This is a genomic window from Desulfurispora sp. (genome assembly GCF_052744395.1).
The window spans coordinates 1-15,178 of record NZ_JBRAJI010000054.1; the positions used below are offsets into that span (position 1 = coordinate 1).

Below are 15,178 nucleotides of genomic sequence, written 5' to 3' on the forward strand. Positions count from 1 at the left end.
CTTTAAATATCGCAGAATATCAATGGTTTTTAAAAATTTATTTCACGGATTCAGGCTATAGACAATACTTACCGCCAGCTGGCGGCGGCGCGCATGCGCACCTTGGGCAGCAGCCTTTTGTTTGTGGCCGTGCTGTGCGCTCTGGCTTATATTATCGCCCGGATGGTAGTGCGGCCGCTGCGCCTTTTGCTGCATTCGGTGCACCTGCTGGCGGAAGGCAACCTGGCCGGTGCCCGGGTGGAATACCGCAGCGGGGATGAGTTCGGTCAGTTGGTAGAGGGCTTTAACCGCATGCGCGAGATTGTGGCCGGCCTGCTTAGGGAGATCGAGGGCAAGAGCATCAGTGTGAGCTCTTCGGCCCAGCAGCTGACGGCCAACGCCCAGCAGACCTCGGCCGCCGCTACGGCCGCTGCTTCTACGGTGAGCCAGATTGCCGCCACCATGGAGCAGGTGAATCTGGGCGCGGGCGAGGTGCTGCTGGAGGCCCAGGCCACCACTACCCGGGCCCAGCAGGGCAGTGCCAAACTGGCCGAGATGAACAGCAGCGCTGAAAGGTTGGAGCAGGCTACCCGCCAGATCGGCCAGGCCATCGGCCAGCTGGCCAACCGCATGCAGGGGGTGGGCCAGATCAGCCAGCTGATTACCGGCATTGCCGAGCAGACCAACCTGCTGGCTTTAAACGCGGCCATTGAGGCGGCCCGGGCCGGCGAGGCCGGGCGGGGCTTTGCTGTGGTGGCCGAAGAGGTGCGCAAGCTGGCCGAGGAGTCGGCCGGCGCGGCCCGGCAGATCATGCAGCTGATTAACGAACTGCAAAATGAAATGTTTGCCGTGGTGGAGCAGGTGAGCGACAGCGCGGCCGAGGTGAGCGGCAGTGTGGCCAGCACCCGGGAAGCCGGGGCCATGTTCGGGGAAATCATCGCCCAGGTGGAAAAACTGGCCGAACGGGTGCAGCAGATTCAGGAAGCGGTGGCCCAGGTGAACGGGGCCGTGCAGGATGTAGCGGCCACCGTGGAAGAGCAGAGCGCCACCAACCAGGAAGTGTCGGCATCGGCCGAGGTGCTGGGCCGCCTGGCGGTGGAGCTGCAGGATATGGTGCAGCGGTTTAAAGTTTAACTGCCCGGCGAGGCCGGGTGCCAGCGGCCTCGGGGGCCTTTGACCCGTAAAAAAATGCCGCCCCGGAAACCATCCCACGGTTTCCGGGGCTTTATACTGTCCTGCTGTACGGGTAAATCCCGCGTGTTTATGCACCTTTACACGGCTTCCCGGGCCAGGTTCATAAAGCGGGTGAACTCCTTCAAGAAGGCCAGCTCCACCACGCCGGTGGGGCCGTTGCGCTGTTTGGCTACAATGATTTCGGCAATGCCCTTTTTCTCGCTGTCCGGTTTGTAGTACTCCTCGCGGTAGATGAACATGACCACATCGGCGTCTTGCTCCAGGCTGCCGCTTTCCCGCAGGTCGGACATGATTGGCCGCTTGTCCTGGCGGCTTTCCACCGAGCGGCTGAGCTGGGCCAGGGCGATCACCGGCACTTCCAGGTCCTTGGCCGCCGCTTTTAAGGAGCGGGAGATGTCGGCAATTTCCTGCTGGCGGTTTTCCACCCGCCGGTTGGCGGTGAGCAGCTGCAGGTAGTCCACCACCACCAGGCCCAGGCCCTTTTCGTTTTTCAGGCGGCGGGCCCGGGACTTGAGCTGGCGCACCGACAGGCCGGCCGAGTCGTCAATGAACAGCGGCGCCCGGGAAAGGCGCAGTGAGGCGTCGGCCAGGCGGCTCCAGTCCTCGGGCGTGAGGTAGCCGCTGCGCACTTTTTGCTGGTCCACCATGGCCTCGGCGCACAGCACTCTTTGCACCAGCTGGGCCCGGGACATCTCCAGGCTGAAGACAGCCACGGGTACCTGGTGTTTTAAGGCGGCGTTGTGGGCTACGGTCATGCCGAAGCTGGTCTTGCCCATGGCCGGGCGGCCGGCGATGATCACCAGGTCGCCCGGCTGCAGGCCGCAGAGCAGGCGGTCTAGGTCCACAAAGCCGGTCAGCACGCCGCTGATTTTACCCTGGTTCTGGTAGCGGTGCTCAATGAGGCGGAAGATTTCCTGCAGCACTTCCTCCAGCGAGCTGAAGTCGCCCAGAGCGCGCCGGCCGGCCAGGTCCATGAGCAGGCGTTCGGCTTCGTCAATCAGCCGCTCGGCTGCCTCCTTGCCCTCGTAGCCCATGCCGGCAATGCGGGTGGCGGCGCTGATCAGCTGGCGCACCAGGGACTTTTCCTCCACGATGCGGGCGTAGTGCTCGGCGTGCAGGGCGGTGGGCACCAGGCCGGCCAGGGTGGCGATATAGGTCACGCCGCCCACCTTTTCCAGCACGCCCTGCTGGCGCAGGTGCTCGGCCACCGTGATCAGGTCGGGCGGCCGGCCGGCTTCGTCCAGCTGCAGCATGGTGGCGTAAATCAGCTTGTGGCTTTCCAGGTAGAAGTCGTCGGGTTTTAAGAAGCGGGCCACTTTGGCCAGGGCTTCTTGATCCAGAAAGATGGCCCCCAGCACCGCCTGTTCGGCGTCAATGTTCTGGGGCATTTGTTCATACTGGGGCATGGTGTTTTTCTCCCTGTAACCATTGGGCATTTTCCTGTGCCTTGAGCTATCCCGATGCGGAAGCATGGAACAGCTCGCTCCGGTCGGTTTGCTGGCCGGAGCAGGCCGGTTAGCTGGTCCCCGCCGGCAGCTCCAGCGCTGCCAGTGCCTGCCGCACATCCTGCACCGGCACCACCTGGATGCCGGTAAGGCCGGCCGGCACTTCGGCGGCGTTTTCAGTCGGCAATAACACCCTCTTTACCCCGGCCTGGCGGGCGCCGTAAATCTTTTCCGCAATGCTGCCTACCGCCCGCACCTGGCCGCGCAGGGAAACCTCGCCGGTGACGGCCACGTCCTGGGGCAGGGGGATCTGGTTGATGGCGCTGTAGATCACCAGAAAGAGGGCCAGTCCGGCCGAGGGGCCGTCAATGCGCCCGCCGCCCACCACATTGATGTGCAGGTCATATTCGGACAGGTCCTGCCCGCTGACGCCCCGCAGCAGGGTGGCGGCGTTGAAGACGGCGTCCCGGGCCATGGAGCCGGCGGTTTCATTGAAGCGGATGCTGCCCTGGCCGGCCCGAGCCGCCGGGAAGGCCACGGCTTCGAATTCCAGCACGCTGCCCAGAAAGCCGGCCACGCCCAGGCCCAGGATTTTGCCCACTTCGCGGGCGGCGCTGGCCCGGGTGGTCACGTAAGGCGTTAGGCGGGAGGCCTGCAGCACCTGCATGACCAGCTCCCGGTCGATGGCCGGCCGGGCCCGGCTGCTTTCCGGCTGGCGGGCCCGGGCCAGGCTGTAGGCGTCGGCCAGAATGTTGATGGCTTTGCGCCCTTCCATGGTATATTGGGCAATCAATTCGGCCGCGCCCGGCTTTAAGCTGGCCTTGAGCTTGCGGGCGGCCTGGCGCACTATTTGCACCAGCTCGGCCGGCGTAAGGGGCTGAAAGAAGATTTCGGCGCAGCGCGAGCGCAGGGCGGGGCTAACTTCTTCGGGCTCCCGGGTGGTGGCACCGATCAAAACAAAATCCGCCGGTGCACCATCCTCAAACAGTTTGCGCACATAGCTGGGCACCTGCGGGTCATGGGGATCGTAGTAGGAGGAATCGAAATAGACGCGCCGGTCTTCCAGCACTTTCAGGAGTTTGCTCTGCAGCAGCGGGTCCATTTCGCCAATTTCATCGATAAAGAGCACGCCGCCGTGGGCCTCGCTGACCAGGCCCAGTTTGGGTTCGGGCACGCCGCTGTCGGCCAGGTCCCGCCGGGCGCCCTGGTAGATGGGGTCGTGCACCGAGCCCAGCAGCGGGTTGGTCACCTCCCGCGGATCCCAGCGCAGCACGGCGCCGTTTACCTCCACAAAGGGCGCATCGGCGGCAAAGGGGCTGTGGGGGAGCCGGCGGGCGGCTTCCAGGGCCAGGCGGGCGGCCGTGGTTTTGCCCACGCCGGGCGGCCCGTAGAGCAGCACGTGCTGGGGATAGGGCGAGGCCAGTTTGGCCAAAAGCGCCTGCACGGCCTGCTCCTGCCCTACGATTTCCTCCAGGCGGCGCGGGCGCAAAAACTCCATGGCGGTACGGGCCAGCTGCTTGCTCTCCATTTTTTCCAGCACGGCCAGCTTTTTCAGCGTGCGGGCGTTTTCCGCCCCGCTGTTTTCCTTCATCACCTGCAGGCGGATCTCCTTGACATATTCCTCATGGCGTTCCCGCAGGCGGTCGTTGATCTTTTTCTCCAGCTCGTCTTCCACAGTGCGGCGGGCGATGATTTCCGCCAGTTCGTCTTCCAGTAAACTGATGATCGAGGGTATGCGGGTGACTTCCGGCACCTGATCCAGGGTGGGGTCTTCATAAATCAGGCGCTGCAGTCCCAGCACCTGTTCAGCCGGGTCTGCCGAGCGCATCAGCTTTAAGGCGCCCAGTTTGCCGCCCCGCAGCACCAGCTTGTCCGGGCCGTACAGGTCGGCCAGCAGGCTGTAAAGCGAGGCGATTTTCTTTTCCAGCCGGGTCAGGCGGTTTTTTTGTCCGGATTTACCAGCGGTGGATGTGTGCACATGCTGTCCCCTTTCCAGTGCTATCCGTGAAGTTTTCCGGGGCGGGTATCTTCCCCGGGCGGCCGTACCGCCCCTGACCGGGCCGTCTTCCGGCCGGGGGATACCCGCCGGTACGAAATGGTGGGAGGTTTTAAGACCAATTACCGGCCAGATCTAGGTGCCCGTGACCTGGATGCGCAGTTCGGCCTGCACTTCGGGGTAGAGCTTGACCGTGACCGTGTACTCGCCGGTGCTTTTCACCGGCTCTTTGAGCACGATTTTCTTTTTGTCTATAGTGATGCCCTGCTGTTTTTCCAGGGCTGCGGCGATGTCCTTATTGCTGATGGCCCCGAACAGCTTGCCCCCCTCCCCTACCCGGGCGCTGATAGTCAGGTGCAAAGCGCTTAAGCGGGCGGCCAGTTCCCGGGCGGCGGCCAGCTCCCTTTCCCGGCGGTTTTGCCGGGCCGCCTGCTGCTGGGCGTGTTCTTTGAGCCGGCCCGGGGTGGCCTCCACGGCCAGCTGGCGGGGCAGCAGGTAGTTGCGGGCGTAGCCGTCGGACACTTCCACCACGGCGCCCTTTTGGCCGTGGCCTTTCACATCTTGCAGCAGAATCACTTTCATATCATCATCACCTCGCCGGCAACATATTCTTCTTACTTCCCACCTCTCACCTCTCACTTCTCACCAGTGCGGCGCAGGTGGAAAAGCGGGTCTAAAAGGCCCAGGGTGACCAGGGCGGCCAGAAATACCGGCCAGTAAAAGAAGGCGGTCAGCACCAGCAGTATTTTGATCCAGCGCGGCCAGGGCCGGCGGCCCAGGTGGAAGGAGACCACGGACATACCGATAATCAGGTATAAAAACCCCGCCGCGTACAGCAGGTTCTGGCCGGCCGCGGTCAGCCAGGTGCGGCCGGTGTAGTCACCCAGCAAAAGCGCTCCCAGGCCGCAAATGGCCGCCCAGACCACATACCAGGGCCAGCGCCAGTGGCGCAGGGCGGGCACGGGGGCCAGGGAGTGGTAGCCCAGGCGCCTTAATACCGCCACTGCCAGCACATAGGTGAAGTAAACCAGCACCACCGACCAGATCACCAGGTTGGCTGGCAAAAGCAGCAGGGCCAGGTGCAGGGCCTGTTCCAGCGCCTGCCGGGTCTGTTCCAGGGTCGGACCGCTCAAAAGGCCGCTGGCCTGGTAAAATTCCAGGGCCCGCTGCATGGTGCGGGTCATTTCCTCGCCGGCGGCCAGGGGATTTATCCCGGTAAACAGAAAGGTCAGGCCCAGGGTGAGCAGGGTGAGCAGCACCGAGGTCAGACTGAGCACCGCCAGGGCGGGGCCGAAATTGACCCGGTTTTTGAGCAAAAGGCCCAGTAAAAGGCCCAGGGGGCCGGTTTGGATGATTAAAAACAGCACCGCCAGCGGGTGCCCCAGCAGGAGAAAAAGCACTGCGGCGGTGATCAGGGTGGCGGTGAGGGCAGTGGAAAAATTGTGCCGCAGCACTAACAGGGCCAGGGGCAGGGGTATGGCCACCAGGCTGAGCGGGTAGAAAAAGGGCACATACATGCCCAAAAGGCCTAAAATGGCCGTAAGGGCCGCGGCCAGGGCCCCTTCGGTAATGGCGCGACTGCTTAAGGAAAGACGCAAGCGATCACCTCTTCGGGGAGGATTGGCGCGAGAGCAGGTACTCCTGCAGCGCGGCGAAATCCTGGTACCATTCTTCCCCGGCCGGGCCGCCTTCTACACCCGCCTGCAGCCGGGCCATAAGGTGCAGGTCCAGGCGGGAAAAGCTCAGGCCCAGCCGCCGGGCCAGCACATAGCAGGTGATCATGATGCCGGTCAGGGCTTCCAGGATCAGTTCTTCGCTGGCCCGGGCCATGCCCCGGAAAAGGGCGGTGACCGAGGAGAGCAGATCCACCTTCAGCCACTCGATCATTTTCATATTCCGGGCAATGCCGGTTTCCTTGCCGGCAAAGGGCATGGGGCATCCTCCTTTCCGGCCGGGTGGGTTAACAAAGTGATTTTCGTCGCCCGGCCGGCAAAGTCCTGCTTGTATTTGTTGGTGATAGCGAAAAAGGGGGGCCATCCCCCCCTTTTTCTGGCAAGCGCTTTATTCAGCTGTAAAGGGCAGCAGGGCGATGTTGCGGGCCCGCTTGATGGCCACCGTCAGCATGCGCTGGTGGTGGGCGCAGTTGCCCGAAATCCGCCGGGGCAGGATTTTGCCCCGTTCGGTGATGAACTTTTTCAAGCGCGGCACGTCTTTGAAGTCAATGCGGTCAATTTTGTCCACGCAAAAACTGCAAACCCGCTTTTTGCCGCGACGTCCTCTTTCCCGACGCATGGCATTTTGGCTCCTTTCTCTCGGCCGTTAAAAGGGCAGGTCGTCGTTGTTGTAGCTCACTTCGGTGCTGAAGTGTTCCAGGTCATCGGCGGGACTTCTGGCCGGACTGCCCCAGCCGGGCTGGCCCGGACCGCCGGGCGGCGGGGGCCAGCTGCCCGGCGGTCCGCCGGGTGCGGAGCCCCAGGTCGGTGCGCCCGGTCCGCTATGACCGGCTCCTGGCAGGGCGGCTTCGGGGCCGGGGCCGGCCGCCGTGGTTCCGGTAGCCGGAGCGCGGTCGATAAAACGCACATCCGAGGCGATTACCTCGGCCGTGCGGCGGCGGATGCCCTGTTTATCGTCATAGGACCGGATCTGCAGGCGCCCTTCCACCAGGGTGAGGCGGCCCTTTTTCAGGTAGGTCTGACACAGTTCAGCCAGTTTTTGCCAGGCGATGATGTCAATAAAGTCGGTTTCGCGTTCGCCCTGCTTGTTGCTGAAAGGTCTGTCCACCGCCAGCCGGAACTGGCACACGGCCATGCCGCCCGGCGTGTAACGCATTTCCGGATCGGCCACCAGCCTGCCGGCCAGAATAACTTTATTGTACATACTCAAAACACCCCGCCCCGGTCTTTTCGGTTCTTATTCGTCCTCGCGCACAATGATGTGGCGCACGATTTCGTCGGTAATCTTCATCACCCGGTCCAGTTCCTTGGCCAGCTGCGGCCCGGCGCTGAACTTGAGCACATAGTACAGCCCTTCGCGCAGGTGCTTGATTTCATAGGCCAGGCGGCGTTTGCCCCATTTGTCCACCTGGGTCACTTCCCCGCCGTTGGCAGCGATCAGGGCTTTGAACTTCTCCACTACTTCGCTGGCTTTTTCTTCGTCCAGTTCCGGGTGCAGAATAAAGACCACTTCGTACTTGCGCATCTTGCTTTTCACCCCCTCCCCGCGGACTAAACGGCCCTACTGCGCTGAGTAGAGCAGGGCGGAAATTTCACTGGCCCGGTCCTCCCTGGGCGGGAGCCGGGCGGGCCGGAGCGGCAGTAGGGCCCCTCCGGCGACTTGAAAATTATAGCATAAAGAGCCGGCTGTGGCAAGAATATTTAGCGCTCCGCCCGCCGCACCAGGCTGCGGACACTTTTTTCAAACTGGGGCCGGGGCAGGAGCAGCATCCGGCCGCAGGTGAGGCATTTGATGCGGAAGTCGATGCCCGTGCGCAGTATTTCCCATTCGCTGCCCCCGCAGGGGTGGGTTTTGCGCAGGCGCACCACATCGCCCACCTGGTAAGCGGGTCGTTCCATAGGTATCCCATCCTTGTGCTTTATACGGCATTTACATAGAATCAGGTTGAATATGCATTCTAAAGTGCGTCGATTTTATGAGGAATGTTGCTGAAAAGCGCTTTCAGGACTGGTTTTGTTCCAGAACCTGCAAGATTTTCTGCAGGAATTGGGTGAATGTTCCAATGCTTTTTTGCCAGGCCTTCCAAACCTCCATGATATTCAAAGCCAGGTGGTCCATCTTTTTCCATCGCAGTTCCCGGGCATAGGCGTGGCGGTATAGATGACGGAAGGCTTTATAATCTGTCAGGATTTCATGCAATTCGGCAGAAAGGATGGCCGGCCTGATCCCCGGGGTGGGGCGTGAACTTAAGTATAATATTTCTGTATGCCAGTCCCCGGAACGGGGCAGGTACCCGTCGACAATTTTGATGATACGCGCTAAAACATCCTCCACACCCGTATAAAAGTGGTGTAAATATCCGGCCAGAGCCATCAGCTTTTCTTCGGGAACCTTACCCAAAGTACGGTCTATTTCCAGCCCCAGGGCCTGGATTTTGTGGGCCAGGGTGTCCAGAGCCGACATTTTATCCTCCAGGTCCCCCAGCAGGCTTCGGTAGGCATGGGCCTTTTCCAGACTCAAAGATCACCACTCCGCTGGAAATTATTTTATTCCACAGGGATAAGGGAGCTTCTTCCAGCAATACTACATCTATGGCATAAGGATGGGCAATTTTTTCCGCAAAAGTAATTGCTTTAAAGTGTAATTTTGCGGGCAGGCCGGCTATGGCAATATCTATATCTGAATGTAGGGAAAAGCTTTCTTCCAGCAATGAACCAAAAAGATAGATGCGTTGCAGGGGAAACTGCCGGGGCAACTCCCGGGCTAGCTGTTCCACCCTGTGTAGAGCTGCTTGTTGATAGGCCAGGCGGGCTTGCTTTTCCCTGCGGGCCTGTTGCAGGTGGTAAGGTAAGTACTCCTCCCAGGTCATAACATGTTTGGCTGTGCTCACTGGAACACACCTGCCCTCCGGTGTTAAATCAGCGCGGGCATTGCTGAGGCTTATTTTCAGTTTATCTGGATTGGAGCAAGCGGGCAAGCATTGGACAGGGCATATTTTGCGGGCCTATAATTCCCCGGCCCAGAAGGCGCGGTAGGCTTTGTAGGCCATGTAGATGTCCAGCTTGCTGGCTACCTCAAAGGGGGAGTGCATGCTTAAAAGGGGCACACCGCAGTCCACCACTTCCAGATCATAGTAGGCCAGCAGGTAGGCGATGGTGCCGCCGCCGCCCTGGTCCACCCGGCCCAGTTCGCCGGTCTGCCAGTAAATGCCCTGCTGGTTGAACAGGCGGCGCAGGGCGGCCAGAAAGCCGGCGCTGGCTTCACTGGTGCCGCTTTTGCCCCGCACGCCGGTGTATCTGGTCAGCACCACGCCGCCCCCCAGCCGCGCGGCGTTCAGCTTGTCCAGCACCTGCTCGTAGTTGGGGTCCAGGGCGGCGTTGACGTCGGCGCTCAAGGCGCAGCTGGCCGAAAGGCAGCGGCGCACGGTGGCCAGGTCGGGGGTATGGCCGCCGGCCGCCAGCAGGCGCAGCAGAAAGTTTTCCAGCAACACGGAAAACAGTCCGGTGTTGCCCTCGCTGCCGGTTTCCTCCCGGTCGGCCAGTATCAGCACAGCAGTTTGGGGTGGGACGGTTTGTTCCAGCAGGGCCCGGGCGGCGGTGTAGGCGCATACCCGGTCGTCCTGTCCGTACCCCCCTATCAGGCCGCGGTCCAGTCCCACGTCCCGGGCCGGCCAGGCCGGTACCAGGCAGAGTTCGGCGCTGATCAGATCCTCCTCGGAGAGGTCGTATTTCTCCTGCAGCACTTCTTTCACATGCTCTTTGAAGCGTTTTTTCACTTCCCGGTTGGCCGCGGGCAGGCTGCCCAGCAGGGCGTTCAGGTCCTCTCCGCCAATGCCTTCGGACATTTTTTTCTCCATCTGTTCCCTGGCCAGGTGGGGCAGGAGGTCACTGATGGTGAAGACCGGCTCGCCCGGCTGTTCGCCGATGGATAGCTCCACTATGCTGCCGTCCTCTTTTACTACCGTGCCGTGCAGGGCCAGGGGAATGGTCACCCACTGGTATTTTTTGATCCCGCCGTAGTAGTGGGTCTTGGCCAGGGCCAGCAGGTGGTCTTCATACAGGGGCTGGGGCTTTAAGTCCAGGCGGGGGGCGTCGATGTGAGCGCCAATCAGCCTGCATCCTTCTGTTAGGGGTGCTAGGCCAATCACGGCCAGGAAAAGGGCCTTCTGGCGGTGGATGTAGTAAACCAGGTCGCCAGGCTCAAGGGCTGTTTTCTCTGCCAGATCCTCAAAACCGGCCTTTTCCGCCAGCCGGACCAGGTGCTGTACGCACTGCCGCTCGGTTTTGGCACGGGTGAGGAAGGCCCGGTAGTCTTCCCCCAGGGCGAAGATCAGGCGCTTTTCTTCCGGGCTGATTTTGTCCCAGACGGTTTCGGTGCAGCGGCTCTGGTCGTTTTCCAGAAAGATATTGGGCAAGGGTCTTCATCTCCATTCTGTGAGAAATTGGCTGTGCCGGTGGGCTGAAAAAATTACAGCAGCTGGCCCAGTGCCTTGACCAGCAGGGAATGCTGCAGGGCGGCGCCCAGCCAGTCGGGGCGGCTGCCGGTGCTGCTCAGAAAAGCCACGGCCGGGTGGGCGTGTAGCAGTACGGCCAGCAGCAGCAGGTCGAGCAAAAGGCCGGTGCCCAGACCCAAAAGCATGCCCCCGGCCCGGTTGACCGGGCCCAGTAGGGCCAGCCCCAGGAGGCGGGTGACGGCCCTGCCGGCCAGGCGCACCAGGTAAGCTACGCCCCAGAAAATGAGCAAAAAACACAGCAGTTCCAGCAGGCCCACGGACAGGGCGCGCTTCAGCTGGGCCAGCTGCGGGGCGGCGCCCGGCCAGCCGGCGAAGGCCGGCAGCAGTAAATCGTGGAAAAGGCCGGTCAGGGCCTGTCCGCCGGGCAGTCCCGGCAGGGCCGGCGTGCCGGCGCCCGCTCCCGGCAGGGCGGTCTGGCGGCTCCACAGGCCGTCCAGCAGGGCGGCCAGGTGCCAGCGGCGGTCCAGGTACAGCGCCGCCGGGTGGTAGTACTGGCGGGCCAGCGCCAGGCCCAGCACTACGGCGGTAACCCGGGTCACTGCGCCCACCAGACCGGTCTGCCAGCCGCGCCAGGCCAGCCAGAGCAGGATGGCCAGCAGGAGCCAGTCCAACCAGTTCATGAGCTTTCCCTCCTGTTTTATTTCTCACTTCTCACATCTCACTTCTCAATTCTCAGCCGTAGGGGCAAAAGCAGCAGCCCGGCCAGCAAAACCAGCCCCAGGTAGCCGAAAAGCGGGTACAGGTACTTCACCAGTCCAGCAAAGGGCAGTCCGGAAAGCGGCAGGGCGGCCAGCAAAAGCACAAGGCCGGCCAGGCGGTAGCGGGCCGTGCCCGGGGTGCCCAGCCGGGCGGCAAAGCCGTGGGCGTCGGCGATGGCCGTGGTGAAAATGGCCAGCCAGATCAGTATGCCCAGCACATTGCTCCACAGGCTGCCGGCTTGGCCGGCAATATACAGCAAAGGAATCTGAAAAGCGGCTATATCAGGATAATACAACAGGCCGGTGATGGTCACAAGCAAAATGATCAGGCCCAGCAGCAGGCCGCCACAAATACCCCCCAGCACGGCGGAAAGCCGCTCCACTTCTCGGCCCAGCGAGGTGAGGACGCTCAAGGGCACCACCAGGTTGTACGAAACGTACAGGAGGGCGGCAAACAGCCAGCCACCCCCGGGGCCGGCTCCGGGCCGGGCCACGGCCGGAGTAAGGTTATCCTTTTGCAGATAGAGGGTGGTGAGGCAGAGCAGGATAATTATGCCCGCTTTCACCGGCACCAGCAGCATGTTGGCTTCGGCCACCCCCCGGGTGCCCCGCCAGAGCACGGCTGCGGTCAGCAGGGCAGTGAGCAGGGAGCCCAGCCGTCCGGAAAGCCCCAGATATTCGCTGGCCACCGCTCCAGCGCCGGAAAGCATGACCAGCAGACCGCCAGCCAGCATGAGCAGGCTGAGCAGATCAAAAAAGCGGCTGATGCCCGGGCCCAGGCTCAGCACCAGCATCTGGCGGTAGTTGCGCATGCGGAATTGTACGGCCAGGTGCATGATCTGGGCTCCGAAAAAGGCAAAGAGGGCGGCGGCCAGAATTACCCCCAGCACGCCCCGGCGGCCGTGCACAATGAAAAACTGCAGGATTTCCTGCCCGGAGGCGAAGCCAGCGCCGATGATGCTGCCGGCGTAAATGGCTGCCACCTGGAAGACGGTTTTCAGGTTCATTCCCCCACCCCCCTGCCTAAGCTTTATGTGCCCGGGGCGGGGAATATTTCTGGATGATTATGTTAGATCGCGGTGCTGCGGACGGACCGGTGGGATGCCGGAAATTATATATGGCAAATAATGCAAATACAGCGCCGGGCAGGAATAAAGCCGGGGAAAAGCCGGCCATACTATATGACAGGTGTTTGTTTGGGGGTGGAAAAATGGCGTTATTGAAGAATTCTGCCGGATCGGCCGGTGAGATGGCCAAAACCCGTGTGCACATGGATGATCCGCTGGCGGTGAGCAAAATCGCCCAGGACCTGCTGGTGCGTTTGCATAAACTGGGAGTCCGGCCGCATTCCCGGGTGGTGGTGCTGTGCATCGGTACCGACCGCTCCACCGGCGATGCCCTGGGCCCGCTGGTGGGCGACTATCTGTCCGGTCTGGCCCCTTCCGGGGTGGAAGTGCACGGGACGCTGGCCCATCCGGTGCATGCCACCAATCTGGCCGGGGTGCTGGAAGAAGTGCACAAGGCGCCGCACCGCCCGCTGGTGATCGCGGTGGATGCCTGCCTGGGACGCCTGGAAAATGTGGGCTGTGTGAGCATCGGGGACGGCCCTTTGAATCCCGGGGCCGGTGTGAATAAGAATTTGCCCCCGGTGGGCGATCTGCATATCACCGGGATTGTGAATATCGGCGGATTCATGGAGTATGTGGTGCTGCAAAATACCCGCCTGCATGTGGTGGTGCGCATGGCCGGACTGATTGCCGCCGCCCTTTCCCGGGCCCTGGCCCAGCTGCGAGAGTCCGAACAGAGCGGGGCGGTAGTGCCGGTGGGCCAGACGGCGGCTGCCTTACAGGCGGCCCCGGGGCTGGCCCACTAAAGGTGCAGCGCATCTTTCACCTCATCGTCGCCCACCTGACGGAAATCGCCGTAAAACTGGCCCACCGCGTAAAATTCCTCCGGTGCGGCCAGGTAGACCAGCTCGTCCACCTGCTCCTGCAGCACGGGCACCATTTCCGCCGGTAGCACGGGCACGGCCAGCAGCAGCCGGCGGGGCTGGAGCGAGCGGCGGATAAAGGTGCAGGCAGCCAGTACGGTGTAGCCGGTGGCAATGCCGTCGTCCACCACTATGGCCTGGTAGTTGTGGTAGTCCGGGTAGCGGTCGCTGCCCCGGTACAGGCGCATGCGCCGCTTGATTTCGGCGGTGGCCCGGTCGATTTGTTCATTGATGTAACACTGTTCGATATGGGCCCGCCGGATCAATTGCTGGTTGAGCCAGGTGCTGCCGTCCTGGGCCACCGCCCCGATGGCCACTTCGGGCTGCAAGGGCGCGCCGATTTTGCGCGGCACCACCAGATCCAGCGGCAGGTGGCAGCTTTCGGCAATGGCCCGGGCCACAATCACTCCTCCCCGCGGGATGGCCAGCAGTACCGCGGGTTTTTCTATTTTGTCGAGCAGTTTTTCCGCCAGCAGGGTGCCGGCATGGGTGCGGTCGGCAAAGACCACCCTGATCACTCCCCGTAGGTTTTCTTCAGTTCATCCAGGATATTTCTGGCCTGCTGTTCAAAGTAGCGTTTTATCTCTGGCCACGAGACATCCTGGCGCAGCAGGATAATTTGTTCCCGGGATTTTTCGGCATCTTCGAAATAGGTCAGGCTCATTAGCAGGTGTTTGAGGTTGATCTGCAGGTGAGCATATTTTTTCCGGTAGAGAGAAAAAACCTGCATCAGCGGTATGGAGTACAGCGAAATAAAATACAGGTCGATGAAATCTTTCTTGCTCCCCCGGCTGCCCACAGTATCCAGTTTAATAGGTGCCAGATCAGGGAGAGCGGCTATGGGACACCCGGCAAACCTGTCCGGTGGAAAGAGGAGAGGCGGTTCATAATAAAGGAAGCTTACTTTTACACCGTGAAAAAGCCCGTGCAGTGTTCCCCGCTGCATATTCGTAACCGCGAATTCCCCGCATTTGTGGAGCTGGTGTCTTAGCTCAAGCGGATCAAATTCCCGGCCCGTGAAAAAATCAAGGTCTTCCGAAATCCGGTGACCCAGGTGCAGGGCGACAGCAGTACCGCCGGCCAGATAAAAATTTTGCAGGGCGGGTAGGCGGGCTAGCTGTTCTAAAACTTTCCCCCGACCCGGTGGAAGGGCGGCTGTAAACATTTCACATCCCCCGGCTTCAAGTTGAAATACGACCGCCAGAAATGGCCGGTTTTTCTGGATAATGAGCGGCTGTGTTTGATCACTTCCAGCAAACGGCGTTCAGGGTAGCGGTGTAAAAGCCAGAAAAAACTCCGGTCGTCGCTGTGCTCCAGCAATCTTTCAATAATGAAGTAATCGTCTGTTTCCGGATCCAAAGAGGCAAAATCCACATCCCAGAAAAAGGGTCTGGTGAATTCGGGCAGCACCCGGTCGTCCACCTCCCGCACGGATAATAAATCGTAAACTTCCGGCAGGTATTATCTCCTGCCGGGGGCATATTCAGGCGAGATAGGGCCCCACATTTATTATACCAGTTTAGCGTTTTCTTCCAGACAGGCCGGCCAGAAAATTTTTTCCTGCAGTGCCGGGTAGCTCCAGGGTGTGTTGACAGAAAATTAAAAATAAAATATATTATACTTACCAGACCGACCGGTCGGTATGTTATATGGAGAACAATGTCGCTGCAGGCGGGCAGGGTGCCGGAC

The 15,178-nt window shown here is 61.2% G+C and carries 19 protein-coding genes; 2 read left to right on the forward strand and 17 right to left on the reverse strand.

Features of this window, described 5'->3' with window-relative positions; genetic code table 11:
- The first annotated feature begins 93 nt into the window (after positions 1–93).
- Positions 94–1,113, forward strand: a complete 1,020-nt coding sequence (locus tag ACUVTU_RS11890) for a methyl-accepting chemotaxis protein (protein WP_445890178.1) — start codon at positions 94–96, stop codon at positions 1,111–1,113.
- A gap of 137 nt (positions 1,114–1,250) precedes the next feature.
- On the opposite strand, the gene dnaB is transcribed toward ACUVTU_RS11890, so the two are convergent.
- The 14 genes from dnaB to ACUVTU_RS11960 all read right to left on the reverse strand — a co-directional run bounded on the left by dnaB (position 1,251) and on the right by ACUVTU_RS11960 (position 12,506).
- Entirely contained in the window at positions 1,251–2,579 is a 1,329-nt protein-coding gene (gene dnaB, locus ACUVTU_RS11895; protein WP_445890179.1) for a replicative DNA helicase, read from the reverse strand.
- 109 nt (positions 2,580–2,688) lie between these two features.
- Positions 2,689–4,596: a Lon family ATP-dependent protease gene (gene lonC, locus ACUVTU_RS11900; protein WP_445890180.1), complete on the reverse strand. Its 1,908-nt coding sequence runs from the start codon at positions 4,594–4,596 to the stop codon at positions 2,689–2,691.
- A 153-nt stretch (positions 4,597–4,749) separates the two neighbouring features.
- Positions 4,750–5,196: a 50S ribosomal protein L9 gene (rplI, locus tag ACUVTU_RS11905; protein WP_445890181.1), complete on the reverse strand. Its 447-nt coding sequence runs from the start codon at positions 5,194–5,196 to the stop codon at positions 4,750–4,752.
- A gap of 53 nt (positions 5,197–5,249) precedes the next feature.
- The gene (locus tag ACUVTU_RS11910; protein WP_445890182.1) at positions 5,250–6,212 is read right to left on the reverse strand and encodes a DUF2232 domain-containing protein; all 963 of its coding nucleotides are present in this window, start codon (positions 6,210–6,212) and stop codon (positions 5,250–5,252) included.
- 4 nt (positions 6,213–6,216) lie between these two features.
- Positions 6,217–6,546: a MazG-like family protein gene (locus ACUVTU_RS11915; protein WP_445890183.1), complete on the reverse strand. Its 330-nt coding sequence runs from the start codon at positions 6,544–6,546 to the stop codon at positions 6,217–6,219.
- Positions 6,547–6,675: 129 nt separating this feature from the next.
- Positions 6,676–6,906, reverse strand: coding sequence for a 30S ribosomal protein S18 (gene rpsR / locus ACUVTU_RS11920; protein ID WP_018086902.1), 231 nt, complete (start codon positions 6,904–6,906; stop codon positions 6,676–6,678).
- 27 nt (positions 6,907–6,933) lie between these two features.
- The gene (locus ACUVTU_RS11925) at positions 6,934–7,491 is read right to left on the reverse strand and encodes a single-stranded DNA-binding protein (RefSeq protein ID WP_445890184.1); all 558 of its coding nucleotides are present in this window, start codon (positions 7,489–7,491) and stop codon (positions 6,934–6,936) included.
- Positions 7,492–7,524: 33 nt separating this feature from the next.
- Positions 7,525–7,812 carry a 30S ribosomal protein S6 gene (gene rpsF, locus ACUVTU_RS11930; RefSeq protein ID WP_445890185.1) on the reverse strand — a complete coding sequence of 96 codons (288 nt, stop codon included), beginning with the start codon at positions 7,810–7,812 and terminating at the stop codon, positions 7,525–7,527.
- Between the two features lie 176 nt (positions 7,813–7,988).
- Positions 7,989–8,186, reverse strand: coding sequence for a DUF951 domain-containing protein (locus ACUVTU_RS11935; protein ID WP_445890186.1), 198 nt, complete (start codon positions 8,184–8,186; stop codon positions 7,989–7,991).
- A gap of 103 nt (positions 8,187–8,289) precedes the next feature.
- Positions 8,290–8,808, reverse strand: a complete 519-nt coding sequence (locus ACUVTU_RS11940; RefSeq protein WP_445890187.1) for a ribonuclease toxin HepT-like protein — start codon at positions 8,806–8,808, stop codon at positions 8,290–8,292.
- Positions 8,753–9,178, reverse strand: a complete 426-nt coding sequence (locus ACUVTU_RS11945; protein ID WP_445890188.1) for a nucleotidyltransferase family protein — start codon at positions 9,176–9,178, stop codon at positions 8,753–8,755. The genes ACUVTU_RS11940 and ACUVTU_RS11945 overlap by 56 nt, the downstream gene beginning before the upstream one ends.
- Before the next feature lie 114 nt (positions 9,179–9,292).
- A complete protein-coding gene (locus tag ACUVTU_RS11950; protein WP_445890189.1) occupies positions 9,293–10,702 on the reverse strand; it encodes an aminopeptidase in 1,410 nt (469 codons plus the stop codon).
- A gap of 53 nt (positions 10,703–10,755) precedes the next feature.
- The gene (locus ACUVTU_RS11955; protein ID WP_445890190.1) at positions 10,756–11,421 is read right to left on the reverse strand and encodes a CvpA family protein; all 666 of its coding nucleotides are present in this window, start codon (positions 11,419–11,421) and stop codon (positions 10,756–10,758) included.
- Positions 11,422–11,459: 38 nt separating this feature from the next.
- Positions 11,460–12,506 (reverse strand): YkvI family membrane protein, encoded by a 1,047-nt coding sequence (locus ACUVTU_RS11960; RefSeq protein ID WP_445890191.1) that lies wholly within the window; start codon positions 12,504–12,506, stop codon positions 11,460–11,462.
- A gap of 203 nt (positions 12,507–12,709) precedes the next feature.
- Here ACUVTU_RS11960 and yyaC point away from each other — a divergent pair, with 203 nt between their 5' ends.
- Entirely contained in the window at positions 12,710–13,372 is a 663-nt protein-coding gene (gene yyaC, locus ACUVTU_RS11965) for a spore protease YyaC (RefSeq protein WP_445890192.1), read from the forward strand.
- Here yyaC and ACUVTU_RS11970 read toward each other — a convergent pair.
- Genes ACUVTU_RS11970 through ACUVTU_RS11980 form a run of 3 tightly spaced genes read right to left on the reverse strand, consistent with a single transcriptional unit; the run spans position 13,369 to position 14,920 of the window.
- Entirely contained in the window at positions 13,369–13,998 is a 630-nt protein-coding gene (locus tag ACUVTU_RS11970; protein WP_445890193.1) for a phosphoribosyltransferase, read from the reverse strand. The genes yyaC and ACUVTU_RS11970 overlap by 4 nt on opposite strands.
- 5 nt (positions 13,999–14,003) lie before the next feature.
- Positions 14,004–14,654, reverse strand: coding sequence for a nucleotidyl transferase AbiEii/AbiGii toxin family protein (locus tag ACUVTU_RS11975; RefSeq protein ID WP_445890194.1), 651 nt, complete (start codon positions 14,652–14,654; stop codon positions 14,004–14,006).
- Positions 14,612–14,920: a DUF6922 domain-containing protein gene (locus ACUVTU_RS11980; protein WP_445890195.1), complete on the reverse strand. Its 309-nt coding sequence runs from the start codon at positions 14,918–14,920 to the stop codon at positions 14,612–14,614. The genes ACUVTU_RS11975 and ACUVTU_RS11980 overlap by 43 nt, the downstream gene beginning before the upstream one ends.
- Positions 14,921–15,178: the final 258 nt, after the last annotated feature.

Bases quoted from the DNA above. Each gene is read 5' to 3' on its own strand.
- ACUVTU_RS11890 (WP_445890178.1), top strand. From the start codon at position 94: ATGCGCACCTTGGGCAGCAGCCTTTTGTTTGTGGCCGTGCTGTGCGCT.
- dnaB (WP_445890179.1), bottom strand. From the start codon at position 2,579: ATGCCCCAGTATGAACAAATGCCCCAGAACATTGACGCCGAACAGGCG.
- rplI (WP_445890181.1), bottom strand. From the start codon at position 5,196: ATGAAAGTGATTCTGCTGCAAGATGTGAAAGGCCACGGCCAAAAGGGC.
- ACUVTU_RS11915 (WP_445890183.1), bottom strand. From the start codon at position 6,546: ATGCCCTTTGCCGGCAAGGAAACCGGCATTGCCCGGAATATGAAAATG.
- rpsR (WP_018086902.1), bottom strand. From the start codon at position 6,906: ATGCGTCGGGAAAGAGGACGTCGCGGCAAAAAGCGGGTTTGCAGTTTT.
- ACUVTU_RS11925 (WP_445890184.1), bottom strand. From the start codon at position 7,491: ATGTACAATAAAGTTATTCTGGCCGGCAGGCTGGTGGCCGATCCGGAA.
- rpsF (WP_445890185.1), bottom strand. From the start codon at position 7,812: ATGCGCAAGTACGAAGTGGTCTTTATTCTGCACCCGGAACTGGACGAA.
- ACUVTU_RS11935 (WP_445890186.1), bottom strand. From the start codon at position 8,186: ATGGAACGACCCGCTTACCAGGTGGGCGATGTGGTGCGCCTGCGCAAA.
- ACUVTU_RS11955 (WP_445890190.1), bottom strand. From the start codon at position 11,421: ATGAACTGGTTGGACTGGCTCCTGCTGGCCATCCTGCTCTGGCTGGCC.
- ACUVTU_RS11960 (WP_445890191.1), bottom strand. From the start codon at position 12,506: ATGAACCTGAAAACCGTCTTCCAGGTGGCAGCCATTTACGCCGGCAGC.
- yyaC (WP_445890192.1), top strand. From the start codon at position 12,710: ATGGCGTTATTGAAGAATTCTGCCGGATCGGCCGGTGAGATGGCCAAA.
- ACUVTU_RS11975 (WP_445890194.1), bottom strand. From the start codon at position 14,654: ATGTTTACAGCCGCCCTTCCACCGGGTCGGGGGAAAGTTTTAGAACAG.